This window comes from Methanocalculus sp. MC3 (assembly GCF_054767395.1).
The window spans coordinates 567,364-583,382 of record NZ_BAABMP010000002.1 but is presented as its reverse complement, the minus strand read 5'-3'; the positions used below and the strand labels follow the sequence as shown (position 1 = coordinate 583,382).

14 protein-coding genes are annotated in these 16,019 nt (G+C 51.6%); 10 read left to right on the top strand and 4 right to left on the bottom strand.

Annotated features, from left to right (window positions below):
- Positions 1–11 precede the first annotated feature (11 nt).
- The 9 genes from ACYUBO_RS06605 (at position 12) to ACYUBO_RS06565 (ending at position 10,348) form a co-directional block, all read left to right on the top strand.
- Positions 12–2,801, top strand: a complete 2,790-nt coding sequence (locus ACYUBO_RS06605) for a DNA topoisomerase I (RefSeq protein ID WP_460373205.1) — start codon at positions 12–14, stop codon at positions 2,799–2,801.
- A complete protein-coding gene (locus ACYUBO_RS06600) occupies positions 2,798–3,478 on the top strand; it encodes a phosphoglycerol geranylgeranyltransferase (RefSeq protein WP_460373204.1) in 681 nt (226 codons plus the stop codon). The genes ACYUBO_RS06605 and ACYUBO_RS06600 overlap by 4 nt, the downstream gene beginning before the upstream one ends.
- A gap of 3 nt (positions 3,479–3,481) precedes the next feature.
- On the top strand, positions 3,482–4,228 hold the full coding sequence (locus ACYUBO_RS06595) for an RNA methyltransferase (RefSeq protein WP_460373203.1): 747 nt from the start codon (positions 3,482–3,484) through the stop codon (positions 4,226–4,228).
- Complete coding sequence (dcd, locus tag ACYUBO_RS06590) at positions 4,215–4,772, top strand: dCTP deaminase (RefSeq protein WP_460373202.1); 558 nt, start codon at positions 4,215–4,217, stop codon at positions 4,770–4,772. The genes ACYUBO_RS06595 and dcd overlap by 14 nt, the downstream gene beginning before the upstream one ends.
- A gap of 53 nt (positions 4,773–4,825) precedes the next feature.
- Positions 4,826–6,655, top strand: coding sequence for a threonine--tRNA ligase (locus ACYUBO_RS06585; protein WP_460373201.1), 1,830 nt, complete (start codon positions 4,826–4,828; stop codon positions 6,653–6,655).
- 18 nt (positions 6,656–6,673) lie between these two features.
- Positions 6,674–7,837 carry a DUF362 domain-containing protein gene (locus ACYUBO_RS06580; protein WP_460373200.1) on the top strand — a complete coding sequence of 388 codons (1,164 nt, stop codon included), beginning with the start codon at positions 6,674–6,676 and terminating at the stop codon, positions 7,835–7,837.
- Positions 7,838–7,866: 29 nt separating this feature from the next.
- On the top strand, positions 7,867–9,099 hold the full coding sequence (gene mmp10, locus ACYUBO_RS06575; protein WP_460373199.1) for a methyl coenzyme M reductase-arginine methyltransferase Mmp10: 1,233 nt from the start codon (positions 7,867–7,869) through the stop codon (positions 9,097–9,099).
- On the top strand, positions 9,096–9,542 hold the full coding sequence (locus tag ACYUBO_RS06570; protein ID WP_300332463.1) for a ribonuclease III domain-containing protein: 447 nt from the start codon (positions 9,096–9,098) through the stop codon (positions 9,540–9,542). The genes mmp10 and ACYUBO_RS06570 overlap by 4 nt, the downstream gene beginning before the upstream one ends.
- Before the next feature lie 68 nt (positions 9,543–9,610).
- Positions 9,611–10,348, top strand: coding sequence for a PP2C family protein-serine/threonine phosphatase (locus tag ACYUBO_RS06565; protein WP_460373198.1), 738 nt, complete (start codon positions 9,611–9,613; stop codon positions 10,346–10,348).
- 51 nt (positions 10,349–10,399) lie between these two features.
- On the opposite strand, the gene ACYUBO_RS06560 is transcribed toward ACYUBO_RS06565, so the two are convergent.
- Both ACYUBO_RS06560 and ACYUBO_RS06555 read right to left on the bottom strand, forming a co-directional pair.
- Positions 10,400–11,950 (bottom strand): transporter substrate-binding domain-containing protein, encoded by a 1,551-nt coding sequence (locus tag ACYUBO_RS06560; RefSeq protein ID WP_460373197.1) that lies wholly within the window; start codon positions 11,948–11,950, stop codon positions 10,400–10,402.
- 75 nt (positions 11,951–12,025) lie between these two features.
- A complete protein-coding gene (locus ACYUBO_RS06555; RefSeq protein ID WP_460373196.1) occupies positions 12,026–12,640 on the bottom strand; it encodes a class I SAM-dependent methyltransferase in 615 nt (204 codons plus the stop codon).
- Between the two features lie 26 nt (positions 12,641–12,666).
- Between ACYUBO_RS06555 and ACYUBO_RS06550 the strand changes: the two genes are divergently transcribed.
- Positions 12,667–14,022 carry an MFS transporter gene (locus ACYUBO_RS06550; RefSeq protein ID WP_460373195.1) on the top strand — a complete coding sequence of 452 codons (1,356 nt, stop codon included), beginning with the start codon at positions 12,667–12,669 and terminating at the stop codon, positions 14,020–14,022.
- Positions 14,023–14,045: 23 nt separating this feature from the next.
- On the opposite strand, the gene ACYUBO_RS06545 is transcribed toward ACYUBO_RS06550, so the two are convergent.
- Positions 14,046–15,212, bottom strand: coding sequence for an aminotransferase-like domain-containing protein (locus tag ACYUBO_RS06545; protein WP_460373194.1), 1,167 nt, complete (start codon positions 15,210–15,212; stop codon positions 14,046–14,048).
- Between the two features lie 93 nt (positions 15,213–15,305).
- Positions 15,306–15,953 carry a DUF4013 domain-containing protein gene (locus ACYUBO_RS06540; RefSeq protein WP_460373193.1) on the bottom strand — a complete coding sequence of 216 codons (648 nt, stop codon included), beginning with the start codon at positions 15,951–15,953 and terminating at the stop codon, positions 15,306–15,308.
- Positions 15,954–16,019 lie beyond the last annotated feature (66 nt).

Here is a 16,019-nt window from a genome sequence, read left to right as displayed (position 1 = left end):
TTGTGTTTTCCGTGCATCTGATAATAGCTGAGAAGAATATTGCCGCAAGGAGGATTGCCGAAATACTTGCGGGTAAAGGGAAGCTCTCCACAAAAAAGGATGGCTCTGTCTTTGTCTATGAGTTTGGGGATACCAAAGTCATGGGACTGCGGGGCCATGTTGTTGAGGTTGATTTTGAGCCCGGATATGATAACTGGCGGAGTGCAACCCATCCTCCCAGATCACTCATTGAAGCCGGGATCATCAAGAGGGCCACTGAGGCGAAGCTCGTCTCCATCCTCCAGAAGGCAGCTAAAAGAGCAGATCTCGTTACAATCGCCACCGACTACGATACTGAAGGCGAACTCATCGGTAAGGAGGCATATGAGCTTGTCCGTGCCGTAAATAAGACTGTCTCGATTGATCGTGCCCGCTTCTCCGCTATCACGCCTGAAGAGATACAGAGGGCATTTGCTGAGACACAACCACTGGATTTCCACCTCGCCGCAGCCGGGGAGACCCGGCAGATTGTGGATCTGGTCTGGGGTGCATCCCTTACCCGTTTCATCTCCATCGCAGCAAAACGTGGTGGTATGAATATTCTCTCTGTCGGCCGTGTGCAGAGCCCGACACTGGCGATGATCGTTGAGAGGGAACGGGAGATCGAGGCGTTTGTCCCGGAAACCTACTGGATGGTCGGGCTTGATTCTGAAAAGAATGGATCTGCCATTGAAGCACGTCATACTCATGGCAGATTCAAAGAGAAGGCCGATGCAGAAGCAGCTGTTCGTGGCAGCATCCCCCCTTTAACCGTCACTGAGGTTATAGAAGGGGAGAAGAACGATCGAGCCCCTTCCCCGCTTGATACGACGACACTCATCGTTGCTGCCGGGAGGCTTGGCTATTCGGCGGCAAACGCGATGCGTATTGCAGAAGATCTCTACATGAACGGATTCATCTCGTATCCCAGAACCGACAATACCGTCTATTCGAAAAGCCTTAATCTGAAAGGTATTGTCCAGGATCTCTCGCATGGCGTCTTTGCAGAAGATGGAAGATGGGTGCTGTCCAATATGCGGCCACACCCGACCCGTGGAAAGAAAGAGACGACCGATCACCCGCCGATTCACCCCACAAGCTATGGAAGCCCTGACAAGATTGGTGAGGGTTCCTGGAAGCTCTATGAGTTTATTGTCAGACGCTTCTTTGCAACCCTCTCCCCGGATGCGAAATGGAAGACGCTGAAGGTGAACATGACTGCGGGAAGCGAGCCCTATACCACAACCGGCAGCAGGCTTGTTGTACCGGGATACCGACGCATCTACCCCTACTCCGATGCAAAAGAGCTCATCCTCCCCGAGCTGGCTGCCGGGATGATCCTTCCGATAATCGCTGTTAATCTCGATGAGAAAGAGACAAAACCTCCTGCACGCTATACCCAGAGCCGCCTGATCCAGCGGATGGAGGAACTTGGCCTTGGAACGAAGAGTACAAGGCATGAAGTGATCCAGAAACTCATCGGACGAAAGTATATCGAAGGCAATCCACTGCGCCCAACGCTTGTCGGACGTGCTGTGACCGATACACTCTCAAACCACGCCGATACCATCACACGGCCTGAGATGACGCGATCGCTTGAAGATCATATGAACCAGATCAAGGTGGGAAAGAAACAGTCTTCAGATGTACTTGCCGAATCACGGGAGATGCTCAACTGCGTCTTTAACCAGCTTGAGGCAAACCAGGAGATGATCGGGGAAGATATCATGGAGATGACGGTTGAGGAGTCGATCGTCGGTCCCTGCCCGGTCTGCGGCCATTCACTCAGGATACGCAAGATGGGTTCATCCCAGTTCATCGGTTGCATGCACTACCCGGACTGCACCTTCAATATCAGCCTTCCACCCGGAACCTGGGGTGGTGCGGTCAGGACAAAAGAGATCTGCCCCTCCCACTCCCTTCATCATATCAGCCTTGTCAGGAAAGGTGCCCGCCCTTGGGATCTCGGCTGCCCTCTCTGCTCCCATATTGCCTCCAATAAAGAGGCGCTTGGGATGATCTCCGGGTGTAGTGAGGAGATGATCACCTCATTGCATGTCCACCATCTCTATTCGATCATCGATCTCATTGGGAAAAATACCGATGCTCTTGCAGATATTCTTGGAATATCCCCTTCGAAAGCAACATCCATTCAGAAGGGTGCAGAGGAGGTAATCGCTCTTCTGAAGCGGAGGACAGAGATGAAGAAGTTCATCCGCTCCCATATTACCCCTCGAAGAGGAAGAAGCCCGGCAAAAGTTGCCAATATGCTCATCGAGGCAGGGGTGTGTGATATCGCCGCACTCGGCCGGGCTGATGCCACCCTGCTGAAAAAAGCCGGTGTTTCCGCAGAAGAAGCTGAAACACTCATCAGAGAAGCAAAGATGGAGAGCGATACCAGAGTCCTGCGGGAGTTGGGCATCCCTGCTGCATCCCTGAAGAAATACCTGGCAGCCGGTATCTCATCTCCTGAGGATTTTACCCGGATACATCCTGCCGGCATTGCGGTTGCATCGGGGGTCACCATCGAGACGGTGATCAAACATGTATCACTGGTATGCGACTATTTTAACCTGAAAAATCCTGAGAAGATCACCAATGCCACTTTCCGGAAAGGACAGGCAGAGCTCCTTGAGATGCCGGGAGTCGGTGAGGCAACGCTTCAGAAACTTGCAGCAGCTGGCATTTACAATCGGAAAACACTTCTGGATGCAGGAGATCAAATCCCCGGCATCTCCCCCGAGGTGCTGGCAACACTGAAAAAACAGGCGGCAAAACCATGAACTGGAAAAAATGGGTTCATATCACAAAGCTGGATCCCGATCGCTCACTTGACAGGGATGCCATAGAAACAGTCGCGACAAGCGGAACCGATGCACTCATGCTCTCAGGAACACTCGATGTCACTCCTGAGAAGCTGGCAGTCCTGTACGATTGTGTTCGGGATTATAACCTTCCGATCGTTGTTGAACCGGCTGAACCCGGTGGTGCACGGTTTGATGGGATGGATCTCGTCTTTGTACCGAGTGTCCTGAACGCATCCCATCCCCGCTGGATCGTCGGCCAGCATGAGCGCTGGGTCAGGGATTATCCAATTGACTGGCCGCGGGTTGTCCCTGAGGCATATATCGTCTTAAATCCCGCCTCTTCAGTTGCGAAAGTGACCGGATCTGATTGCACTCTCGCTCCTGCCGATGTCGCTGCATATGCCGCCGTTGCCGATCGATACTTCCGGTTCCCGGTTGTGTATATCGAATATTCCGGTACCTATGGAGATCCGGCAGTTGTACAAGCAGTCTCTGAAGCAGTCACAGATGCCCGGGTCTTCTATGGCGGCGGGATCAACAGTGCCGAACGTGCCGCCGAGATGAGCGGTTATGCGGATACCATCATTGTTGGGAATGCCGTGTATGAGGCTGGGATCGAGGCGCTGAAGGCAACGGTCCGGGCGGTCCGGTAGAGGATGCCCGAGGTTGATATCGTCCTTGTCGAACCCCTATATGAGGGTAATGTCGGTTTTGCAGCACGGGTAATGAAGAACTTCGGTTTCACAAACCTTGTTCTCATCAACCCCTGTGAACTCGGGAATGAGGCAAAAGCCCGCGCTTCACATGCCCGTGACGTGCTGGAATCTGCGGAACGAATCACGCTTGAGGAGGTCTTTGAACGGAGTGCGGTAACCATCGCCACCACCGGTACACTCGGAAAGTCGGTGACAAACCCGATGCGGATGCCGTTTTACTCTCCTGCCGAACTCCGTGATATCATCGCCCCGATCAATGGCAGGATCTCCATCCTTTTTGGACGAGAGAACTGGGGGCTGAATAACGAGGAGATATCGCAGGCTGATCTCATCTGCACGATTCCGACTTCGGATATCTATCCGATCATCAATATCTCCCATGCAGTTGGCATCATCTGTTATGAGCTTGCGAATCTTCCCCGCGGCGAATACCAGCTTGCATCGCGATTCGAGATGAATTACCTCTTCTCCCATATCAGCTCGTTCCTCGATCGGATCTCCCACCCTTCTGAGAAAAGGGCAACAACACTCCTTCTGGTGAGGCGAATTCTCGGAAGAACCCTGCTGACTGCACGCGAGGCGAGTACTCTTCATGGTCTTTTACGGAGAACCGAGTGGCACCTTGACAATCCAGAAGGAAGCGATAAGTCTGATCACGTGCCACAAAAGAGTGATGATTCTTGTTGACTGGGAGATCAGCGATCGGATCAATCATGGGCATATTCTGATTGACCCGTACAATCCCGAGCTGGTTCAACCAAACTCCCTTGATATCCGGCTTGGCAACCATTTTGTCTGGTATCGTCCGGGAGATTCTGTAATAGATCCCTATGACAAAAAGAGCATAGAATTGGAGACTGAGGAGACTTTTGCCGATTATTTTGATATCCAGCCGGGGATGTTCGTACTTGCCGAGACCCTTGAGGTGATCGGCCTTCCTGACAATATTGTGGCATCCATTGAAGGCAAGAGCAGTATTGCCAGGTTTGGCGTTGAACTGCACCAGACCGGGGGCTGGATCGATGCCGGGTTCCGCGGCACCATCACACTTGAGATGTGTAATGTGAATGTCAGGCCGGTCAGGGTCTATGCGGGAATGCCTATCGGACAACTGGTTTTCTATACAACTGAACGCGCGGCAACCCCGTATGACAAAAAACCCGACGCCAAATATATGGATCAGCGGCAGGCAACGCTCTCCCGGTATGCCGGGAACAAACGGCCTGACTGAATTGTTATATAACTGATTGATACGCATACGTACTGGATTTGGGAAGGTTAATAATGCGGCTTCTTCTGATACATTCGGATTTTATTGAGTATGAGGCACAGAAAAAAACAGCAGTGGCTGAAGAGGAAATAATCGATAAAGATTCCCTCAATGATGCTATTGCTGCATTCTGTGCGGTTGAGTCGGTCGATGAGGAGGATATCATGGATGTCGTCAGACAGGCGGCAGATGAGATCCTGGCAACTGCCGGGAAGGTGGGTTCAGTCCGGGTGATGATCTACCCCTATGCCCATCTCTCACATGATCTCGCGCAGCCGAAACAGGCAGTAGCGGCATTAAAAGCCCTTGAAGAGATGCTGAAGGGAAGCGTTGAAGTGAAGAGAGCTCCGTTTGGGTGGTATAAATCATTCAAACTCTCATGCAAGGGGCACCCGCTCTCCGAACTCTCCCGAACCCTTCTTCCCGGAGGATCAGAGAATGCCCCGGCAAAGAAGGAAATCTCCCGTGAATGGTTTGTTCTCACTCCTGATGGCGAGAAGAAGGATGTCGCCGACTTTATCGATGGCTCAAATTTCAGCCGCTTAATCGAGAAGGAGACTGGATCTGCTGTTCCAACAGGCGGAGATCCGGTTCACGTGGAGCTGATGAGGGCGAAGGAGCTTGTCGATTACGAGGCAAAATCCGATGTTGGCAATCTCAGGTGGATGCCGAGGGGCAAGCTGATCCGTGATCTTCTGGGAGATTACTGCCTCAGGACAGTTCTTGAGTACGGCGGATCCCCGGTTGAGACACCGGTGATGTACGATCTCGGCGATCCTGCTATCTTTGAGCATGCAGGGAAATTTGGTGAGCGGCAGTATCGCTTCAAGTCGAATAACCGGAATATGATGCTTCGGTTTGCCGCCTGTTTCGGCATGTTCTCGATTATGCATGACATGCATATCTCTCCAAATAATCTCCCGATGAAGATGTACGAGCTCTCCACCTACTCATTCCGCCATGAGCAGAAGGGAGAGGTGATCGGCTTAAAGCGGCTCCGCACATTCACCATGCCGGATATGCATACCCTCACAAAGGATATGGAGAATGCACTCTCCTGTTTTGAAGAACAGCTTCTCATGGGATGGAAGAGCGGTGAGGATCTCGGAACGCCGCTCGAAGCTGCATTCCGGTGCACGCGGGACTTTTATGCCGAGCATGCAGAATGGGTAAAGAAGGTTGCGAAGATCTCGGGCAGGCCGATCCTGGTTGAGATCCTCTCTGACCGTGTTCATTACTGGGTGGCAAAGATTGATCTTGCCGCAATCGACAGCCAGGATCGTCCTATTGAGAATCCGACAGTCCAGATTGATGTCGAGAGTGCAGATCGGTTCGGTATCTCCTATATTGACCGTGATGGAAATGTTATCCATCCCCCGATCCTGCACTGTTCGCCAACCGGATCTATAGAACGGGTGATCTGTGCAATGCTGGAGGGAACGGCAAAGATGAAGGTGTCCTCATTTCCGGTCTGGCTTGCTCCGACCCAGGTTCGTGTCCTCCCCGTCTCAAGCAGAAATATTGATTTTGCCGCGAAGGTTGTATCTGCATTAAATGGAGCGGATATCCGGACTGATCTCGATGATCGGGAAGAGTCTGTCGGCAAGAAGATCCGTGAGGCTGGTATGGACTGGGTGCCTTTTGTGGTCGTCGTCGGGGATCAGGAGGAAGAATCAGGTGTACTGACCGTAACAATACGTTCCAAATCCGATCCCAAAAAGCCATATAAGGAGCAGCTCACTGTCGATGACCTGATTGTAGCAGTCCGTTCCGAGACGAAAGGAATGCCCTTCAGGCCGCTTTATACCCAGAAACTCCTCTCGATGAAGCCCCGGTATATCTAATTCTCACACTCTCTTTTTATGACTGCAACCGTTTCATCTGTTCTCTGTTCCACCTATGATGAAGCAGAGGTGGATGCGGCGGTGGTGCAGGCGATCGATCATCTCGGCGGTATCGGCTCGTTTGTCTCTCCGGGGATGACTGTTCTCCTCAAACCCAACCTCCTCACAGGGGCAGATCCGGAAAAAGCAGTCACCACACATCCATCTGTTCTCAGATCTGTTGCCCGTATTCTGACCGCTCACGGGTGCCAGGTTATCATCGGCGACAGTCCGGGTGCCGGCACCCGGTATACTCCTTCATCCCTGAAGAGGGCATATGAGCGATCAGGCTATGCTCCTCTGGTAACGATGGCGGGTGTCCGTTTGAATGAGGATGTATCGCATACAACTGTCTCTTCTCCTGAGGGCAGGGTGGTGAAACGGTTTCTAATTATCACCCCGGCAGTTGAGGCTGACGCGATCATCTCCCTCTCAAAACCAAAAACCCATCTTCTGACGACCTATACCGGGGCGGTGAAGAACCTCTTCGGGGTCGTCCCGGGACATGAAAAATCAGCTTTTCATTCACGGTTCCCTGAAGCAGATGCCTTTTCGGAGATGCTCATCGATCTGCATGGTGCAGTTGTTCCGGTTCTTCACCTGATGGATGCTGTTGTCGGGATGGAGGGAAACGGACCTCTCTCGGGAACACCGGTACCCGTCGGCCTGATTTTAGCATCACGGAACCCCCATGCACTTGATTCTGTTGCCTGCCGGATCATAGGGATTCCGATAGATATTGTTCCTACACTTCGGGTGGCAGAGGAGCGTGGCCTGATTGATGGAGAGCCGGCTATTGTTGGTGCTGATCCGGCGTCTCTCATGATCCCCGCGTTCCGCCTGCCGGATACCGCCCGCCCCGCAGGGCTTCTAATGAAGATCTCAAGGAAGTTACTTGCCCGTTTCCAGAGAGAAGGCCGTTTTCTTCTCCCCTATCCAGTGGTTGTGCCCTCTGCCTGTATAGGATGCGGTGCATGCGTCAGGATCTGCCCCGCAGATGCCGCCTCTCTTCGTGAAAGGCGGGCAGAGATCAATCTTTCTCTCTGCATCCGGTGTTATTGCTGTCATGAGTCCTGTGAGGCGGCGGCGATTCTGATCAGGCAGGGACTGCTCTCACGTCTCATCCTCGGCAATCGGCAGTAATTATTACCTCCCGAACCAAACGCTACTGAATGGTTCAGCTGACGGTTGATATCGGCGGCCGCCCGGGACTTGATTGCCGTGGGTTCTGTTCGTACTGCTACTTCAGGCATACGGGTAAACGCGAGATCCCGCCATTTGGCTGCCGATACTGTCTCCCCTTTATCAAGGGATGTGATTATTGCAGCCGCGGCGTAAAAGAGGAGTACTCCGGTTTCAAGCCACTCCGTGAGGTGGCAGATTCCGTCCTTGCAGATATTCAGTCTGTCAGGGGAGAGATCACACGGATTACCATCAGCGGAGGCGGCGATCCAAGCTGTTATCCTGAATTTATCGATCTCATCGAACTTCTTGCCAGTCTGGAAGCCCCCCTTCATATCGGCTATACGAGCGGGAAGGGTTTCGATGATCCGGGGATTGCAGATCTTCTGATAGATTCCGGCCTCTCCGAGATCTCGTTTACGGTGTTTGCATCTGATCCTGATCTGAGGAGGGAGTATATGCATGATCCGACACCCGAGGCATCGCTTGCGATCCTTGAGCGGCTTGCGGAAGAGATTGATGTCTATGCGGCATCAGTTATTCTTCCCGGTGTCAATGACGGGGCGGTTCTGGAAGAGACATGCCACTGGCTTCAGGAGAGAGGGGTAAAAGGGCATATCCTGATGCGGTTTGCCAATGCAACAGAGCAGGGTCTTATTCTTGGGAATGCTCCCATTATACCGGATCATCCTGTCCAGACGGTGGACGAGTTTGCAGAGATGATCAGATCTGTCGCATCGACGTGTTCGATGAAGATATCCGGTACCCCGGTCTTTGATCCTGAGTTTGGATCTCCGTTTGCGATCCGAAATGAATCTGATCTGCTTGCAAAACTCCCACGAATCCACGGATCCGCAAGCGTAATCACCGGGAGCGTTGCGGCTCCGTTTATCCGTGACATTCTTCAGAGCTGTGGCGGCGGCGATGTCGTCGCCGTTGACAAGGAGATTGCCTGCCTGATCACTGCCGATGATCTCCGGAAGGTCGATCTTAGCATCCTTGCCGATACCGTGATCATACCCGGACGCTCATTTGTCCACCTTCCCGAGGCTGAATCGATACTTTCGGCAGATGGAACCGCACGCAGGGTTCTCAGGGGGCCTGAATGCCTGACCGCAGATGCCGAGACGAGCATGGGGATGACCCGTGCCGGTGTGCTTGATATGGAAATCTCCGGTTTTTCCGATCTGATCAGGCTGATCAATCTCTATGGTGATAGATGAGATCCCTTGAAGAATCACTCGGCTGCAATTTTCATAATCCCACCCTTCTCACCCGTGCCCTGACCAGATCGGCATATGCCCGTGAGGCTGGAATCGATGCAGATGCTCATATGGATGCGCTCGCAGTCCTTGGGGATGCGGTGATTGAACTGGCCGTTCTTGAAGCAATTATTTTTCAGGGTGACTCTGATAAAGGCACAATAACGAATAAAAAGATAAACGCCGTGAATATGCTCAGGCTCAGAAATGCCGCTGAATCTCTTGATCTCTCCGATTATGTCCTTTGGGGGAAGGGGGAGAGGCAGATGGAGATCTGGACATCGGGCCGGGTGCTTGCAGAATGTTATGAGGCGTTGATCGGCGCCCTGTATCTTGATAATGGGATGGATGCTGTGAAATCAGTACTTCACGCCTCCCTTATCATATCTGATAAGAAAGATTGAAGTAACCTTGCCTGCGATTAAACTGTACTAAAGATTTGAATGCTTTTTAAGATAGCAGGGATGTCGATATGATCGGGCAGATGGTTACGGTCGGAAGAGAGATCGCCGGAATCACGTGCCGGGGGGGTAGAACGGTAAATGAGGACTCATACACTATCCTCCCGCTTCCATCCGGGTACCTGATTGCGGTGGCCGATGGCATCGGCGGTCAGCGGGCCGGGGATAAGGCCTCGTCACTTGCCATATCGACCCTGAAGGATTTCATATCTGACAAATACACGGCAGGACTTCGAAATGACGAATGCCATCAGATCCTCCGTGATGGTTTTGCAGCTGCCGATTGCGCAGTAAAAGAGGCTGCGGTTGGTGATGCGAAAGGGATGGGCACCACTCTTGTTGCAGCCATAATCAGGCGGGGGGTTGCCATCATTGCCAATACAGGTGACTCACGTGCATACCATCTCTCCGGTCAGGTTGTCTCGGTTACACGGGATCATTCACTTGTCTCGGATATGGTTGAACGGGGCCTTCTTGATCCCTGTGAGATCCTGCATCATCCGCTTCGATCATATATCACACGGAGTATCGGAGGTGATTTTATCGTTACCCTGACAATGGATCTCCTGCATCCGGGTGATGTACTCCTGCTGGCAACTGATGGCTTTTATGAATATCTTGATGAGGATGCTCTCGTCTGTGAATCGCTCCGTCTTGATCCTGCCGATATTCTCCACCGATTAATGCAGAAAGTGCTGAATATCACAACAGATAACGCAACAGCTGTCATCTACCGCCACCCCGTCTGATCATAAAAAAGGTGTTGAGCCGGATCTCACGGCTCTCTATTCTATAGATGATCAGTCATGCAACTCGATCAGGCTCTCGAGCTCTTCTTCTGCCCGTGTCTTTGGCGGGATGGGTGGTGTGCCTTGTTCTGCGATAATATATCTCCAGCCTGAGACTTTTGATGCCCTGAAGGCAGCCTGATGATAGATGCCATCTTCATAGAACCCTACTTCTCCTTCTTCTCCTGAAATGATCGTCCGTATTGCTTCTGAGAAGGTATCTGTACCCCCCGGGGATACAACACCAATCTTCTCGGTATGTGAATGGAGGGCAATCACACCCTCCTCGTTGAATGAGGCGAAATAGGCAGTCCCGGCAAGTGAGAGATCCGAGGCTAATGATTCTGAAAATGATCCGAGATCGATCATGGCTTCAATGGCTCCAATTACCGTATCCCCGCTCATAACCGGAACTGCAATAACCGCAGCCTCGCGTCCGGTCACCGGATCGGTGATCAGAGTACCAATGATTGGGGTTCCGGAGAAGAGTGTCACGAGGTATGGCCGCATGCCTGCATCCTGCCGGGGTTTAACATCCTTTGAGGTATACCAGCTCCCATCCGGTGATATGAAGGCGAAGGTGGTCGTTTTATCGTCAGTTTTGAGATTTTCAAGAACCGGCTGGATACGACCCATCTCGCCTGATACCAGATCGGATGTCCCTGCAAGAAGTCGGAGCGTATCTGCTTTCCCGGTTAATTTCGTGTCGCTCTTTGAGATAAGGAGTGCAAGTGACTCCTTTCCTGCCCCGCTTATACCTTCTGGCTGAATATAGAGGTTCAACTGCTCCCGCGTTGTGATCTCCTCGTACTTTCCATCTTTCTTCATTCCATCAAGGGCTGCCTGCCATCTCCGTATGGTATCTTCGTCTGTATCCTTGTTGAAGGCGATGAAGAGTTCGATCTCACGAAGGGTATAGACAGGCATCAGATCAGTTGGTTCAAGTCCTGCAGCACGGGAGAGCGGGTTTATGGAATCACTGCTTCCAAACCAGAGATCGGCTTCACCGGCATTGACTCCCTGTATTGCCCTGATATCATCAGTATAGAGAATAAGGTTCATAAAGCCCTGTTTTACAAGATACTGGTGTCTCCAGTCGTCTCTGACAACACCTACTGTATACGTGCCCTGGATCTCATCCACACCGGAGATTGTAAGATCCGAATCACGTGGGGAATAGAAGACAAAACCCTGTTTCCCGATCGGACCTACCCATGAGAAGAGATCTTCCCTCTCCGGTGTCCGGGCTGCAGAGTAGAGGGCGACGTCACGGGTATTGAGTGCAAGCCCATAGGCATCGCTCCAGGGGAGCACCTCGATTGGTGCTTTCTCATTCATTCTGGCAAGAATCTCACGTACAATCTCAGTTGACTGTCCGGCTACCTCACCATCCGTATCAAGATAATTATAGGGCGGGTTCTCCTCGGTTATGATCCGAAGCCCGGAGTCAACGGGATCTCCGATTCTCCCTTCTCTGTCGGTACATCCTGCTGCTCCAATGAGGAAACAGAAAAACAGAATTAATACAACGATTCCTCTTCTATTTTCCATCCGTTCATCCATCCTTATTAAAGATACTGAAGGGGGATCATAGATAAATATATTCAATTAATCCTTGTTTTTATGAAGTAAATTTTATTATCTCCTGAAAGTGAATGTGATATGCTCCCTGGTGTATAACTCCCCGGAGAAACGGACCGGGTGGCTCTCAAGTGAGGCTGTTGCCTCCTGAAATGGCCCCTTCAATCCGTGAAGTTCTTCTTCAGTGAAATAATGGGTAATTATTCCCCGCCTCCGATAGGTAAACGGGTGTATCTCTTCTCCTTTTCCACACCGCATATCCCTTCTGGAAAAGACCGTGCATTGAAATATCCCCCCGGATTTCAGGATTCGAAAGGCTTCATAGATCAGCAGGGAACGCATCTGCTCCGTGAGATGTCCGAGGATATGGATTCCGATGATCGCATCAAACGACCGGTCCTTGAAGGGAAGTCTGCAGGCATCCCCTATGAACAGAAGAGATCTATCCTGACAGAGACGTATTGCCTCTTCTGCATGATCGATTCCGATAACTTTCCATCCACGCGCCTCCATTGGATGGAGGTGTTTTCCATTGCCGCACCCGATATCAAGTACCCGGCTCCCTTCTGATAGATCCGGGAGTGGAAACGGCGCTCCGCCATAGAGTTTCCCCCGTACCCGGTACTCAGCGTTCCAGGCATCGCGGTGGGATACGGGAGCCTTATGATCCATATAGATTCATGGTTTTCCGGGTTGATATGATCACTCTCATGTTCGGGCTGAAACGCTATCACCGTCTTTTAATCCTCCTTGGTCTCATCATTGCAACAGTGATGGCAACAGAAGCGATGATCATCGCTGCGTTTCCGGGGATTGAAGATGAATTTGGTGTTTCTTCTGTTATCATCGCCTGGATACTCCCCGCTGTGATGCTTGTGGGTGCTGTTCTCCTCCTTGCAATCGGATCTCTTGGTGATATACTCGGTAAGCGCCGGATTGTTCTTGCGTGCCTGATCGTCTATGGTGCAGGTATCGCGCTTGCCGGATATGCACCAGATATGCCAACCCTCCTCTTCTCCCGTATGCTTCAGGGACTCGGGCTTGCGGTTGCACCGCTTGCATATGCACTCGTTGCAGAGGAGACACCGGTGGAATGGGTGGCTACCGCAATCGGGGTTCTTGCTGCAACCTATGGAGCGGGGAGTTTTGTCGGTATCATGTCAGGGGCGTTTATTATCGAGCATATCGGATGGCGTGCCTGTTTTTTGGTGATGATGCCGATCGTTCTTCTCCTGATCATCTCGGCATGGTTCATCATCCCTGATCATGGAGAGCGGAAGAAAGCAGCAATCGATCTCATTGGTATGGTGCTCTTTGCGCTTTCGATCCTCTCAGGGATGCTCGCGATAACGTGGCTTGGACTTGATGGCATCACCTCTCTCCCCGTCTGGATCTCAACGCTCATATCACTCACCAGCCTGTCACTGTTTCTCAGGCATGAGAGAAAGACGCTCTCCCCACTCCTCGATCTGGGGATGATACGTGAAGCCCCATTCCCGGCAATCACAATCAATGCCTTCCTTGTCGTCTTCTCATTCTTCATCCTTCTTCAGGTGATGCCCTACCTGATCTCATCTCCTGCCGGTCTTGCCCTCTCTGCAATTTATGTGGGAATTCTCCTGATGCCGGGATCCCTGACAGATATGATCTCAGGTCCCCTTGCCGGTTATATTGTCGCGAAAAAAGGGGTTGTTATTCCTTTCATTCTAGGATCGGTATTTCTGCTCATCGGATGCGGTATCTTCTTCCTCTTCCCGAAAACGCCGCTTCTTATCGCCTGTATCTGGATGATCTTCTCCGCCGGCATGTCAATTCTGCTCACTATTGATAACATGATCGCAGTTGCCTCGGCACCACCGGGAAATACTGCAACAGCGAGTGCCTTCCTGCATACGGTACAGAGCATAGGCGGGGCAGTGGGTCCGATTGTTGCCGGGGCCGCCCTGACGATCTATGCGCCGGAGGAGGCATTCACCGTGATCTTCCTGGTGGTACTTGGGGTATCAGCGCTCATACTCTTCCAGTCTGCGGGGATCAGGCGCTATCTCCCGTGAATTTTACCTTTGGTAACCCGGCTTCAGAGAGCGCTGAGCGCTGCTCCAAGCCGTTCCATACCGCAATCGATCTCATCAATCGAGGGGCTTGAGAAGTTGATCCTGATGGTGTCTTCTCCACCTCCTTCGGGATAAAATGGGACCCCCGGGAGGATGGCGACCCCTGCCTTCACACCTTCTGAAAAGAGCTTCATTGAGGAGAGTCCTTCCGGCAGTGTTGCCATCAGGAACATGCCACCCGCGGGCTCGGTATGGGCAAGCCCGAGAGAATCGAGATGCTCACAGATATGCCTGCATTTCTCCTTATATACGCGGGTTATCTGTCTGATATGATGATCAAGATCGTTTCTCCGAAGGTACTCGTGAAGAATCATCTGGGAGAGAAGATTGGAATGGAGATCGGCTGCCTGTTTTGCATGATTGAACCGCTCAAGAACCGGAGCAGGTGCATGGATCCACCCAATACGAAGTCCCGGTGCAATGATCTTTGAGAATGATCCCGAGAGTATCGTCTGATCCGGGAGATAGTGCTTCATTGGAAGGCGGGGTTTCCCATCAAAGAAGAGCTCTCCAAACGCATCATCCTCAAAGAAGGCACAATCTGAACCTCTCAGTATCTCAGCCATTTCTTTTCTCCGATCTTTAGAGTAACTGGTTCCGGATGGGTTCTGGGAGTTGGGAATCCCATAGAAGAAGGAGGGTTGTCGGGTCTCAATCAGCTCCTGAAAAGAATCGGGATCAGGACCACCTTCGATGAGGGGGACGGTGTGGATTTGTGGTTCATAGAGAGAGAAGGCATCGATTGCACCGAGATATCCGGGTGCTTCCATCCCGATATGCGTTCCTTTTGATATGAAGACCTTCCCGATGATGTCAAGACACTGCTGGGAGCCGTTTACTATCTGGATCTCATCCGGGCTTGCCGGAATTCCAAGCCGCTTTTGATAACGCTCTGCAATGTACTCCCGGAGCGGCAGGTACCCGTCAGTGGTTGTATACTGGAGGGCTGTTCGTCCTGTTTCCTCGAAAACAGTGGAGGCAGCTGCCCTGATTCCATCAAGATCGATGAGATTGGTATCGGGCAGCCCGCCTGCAAATGAGATGATTGATGGGTCGCGGGATACCCTGAATAACTCGTTCAGAAAGGATTTTGGGGTGTTTGTATATCTGTCTGAGAAGGAGAATTGCATGCCTTTCTATTTGGGGTGAAGAGCGAAAAGCTCTCTCCTCTGCTGCATGCCTGAATCCCGGATATCCACTTGAAAAGAAGAAGGGAAAGAGATTTATGCCGGAACACTCTCGTACAGCATTGTCACATATCTCCAGGTGAAGATGGAGAGCGGGGGTCCGAGGAAGAGGCTGATGAGCCAGCCAATAAGTGGAATTGCACTCAGGATGCCGATGATGAATGCGAAGACGGCAATGATCACCCAGAGGGCGATGACGGCAAAGATGTAATCAAGCCAGCCGATCTTACCGATATGCCCGAATATGCCTCCGAAGTTGAACGCTTCGCTGATACTTCCGGTTTTGGCAAATCTCACCACTCCTGTATAGGCGATCAATGAGATGATGATCCCGATGACAAATGCTATCATGAAACCTGCCATAAGTTCGCCAATGGCGCCTATAATTGCCTGATCCGGTACAACTCCGGTCATATCCCCCATTGCTGCTCCGGTTATTACAAATGGGAGGGTCGCTGCGCCAAAGATGATCAGGACAATGATCACCGGGATCATGTAAATCAGAGCGACGATGTTCAGTTTCCATCCGTCAACAAAGAGTTTACCCCAGTTCTCAACTTCAGGTGCAGGGGTTTTCCCTGACAGGATTGAAACGATATACCCATTGAAGACGGGTATCAGGAACAGAGTTAATGTTGAAATCAGGTACGCTACCACAAGCAGTATAGTATCCACTGCTTCCATTTCCCCCACACAGCCTCCTGTGCATATGCGAAGGATCCCGATGCAAATGTGCTGATTGACATAGAT

Bases quoted from the DNA above. Each gene is read 5' to 3' on its own strand.
- mmp10 (WP_460373199.1), top strand. From the start codon at position 7,867: ATGGTTCAGCTGACGGTTGATATCGGCGGCCGCCCGGGACTTGATTGC.
- ACYUBO_RS06560 (WP_460373197.1), bottom strand. From the start codon at position 11,950: ATGGATGAACGGATGGAAAATAGAAGAGGAATCGTTGTATTAATTCTG.
- dcd (WP_460373202.1), top strand. From the start codon at position 4,215: ATGATTCTTGTTGACTGGGAGATCAGCGATCGGATCAATCATGGGCAT.
- ACYUBO_RS06555 (WP_460373196.1), bottom strand. From the start codon at position 12,640: ATGGATCATAAGGCTCCCGTATCCCACCGCGATGCCTGGAACGCTGAG.
- ACYUBO_RS06565 (WP_460373198.1), top strand. From the start codon at position 9,611: ATGATCGGGCAGATGGTTACGGTCGGAAGAGAGATCGCCGGAATCACG.
- ACYUBO_RS06545 (WP_460373194.1), bottom strand. From the start codon at position 15,212: ATGCAATTCTCCTTCTCAGACAGATATACAAACACCCCAAAATCCTTT.
- ACYUBO_RS06585 (WP_460373201.1), top strand. From the start codon at position 4,826: ATGCGGCTTCTTCTGATACATTCGGATTTTATTGAGTATGAGGCACAG.
- ACYUBO_RS06600 (WP_460373204.1), top strand. From the start codon at position 2,798: ATGAACTGGAAAAAATGGGTTCATATCACAAAGCTGGATCCCGATCGC.
- ACYUBO_RS06580 (WP_460373200.1), top strand. From the start codon at position 6,674: ATGACTGCAACCGTTTCATCTGTTCTCTGTTCCACCTATGATGAAGCA.
- ACYUBO_RS06550 (WP_460373195.1), top strand. From the start codon at position 12,667: ATGATCACTCTCATGTTCGGGCTGAAACGCTATCACCGTCTTTTAATC.
- ACYUBO_RS06540 (WP_460373193.1), bottom strand. From the start codon at position 15,953: ATGGAAGCAGTGGATACTATACTGCTTGTGGTAGCGTACCTGATTTCA.
- ACYUBO_RS06595 (WP_460373203.1), top strand. From the start codon at position 3,482: ATGCCCGAGGTTGATATCGTCCTTGTCGAACCCCTATATGAGGGTAAT.
- ACYUBO_RS06570 (WP_300332463.1), top strand. From the start codon at position 9,096: ATGAGATCCCTTGAAGAATCACTCGGCTGCAATTTTCATAATCCCACC.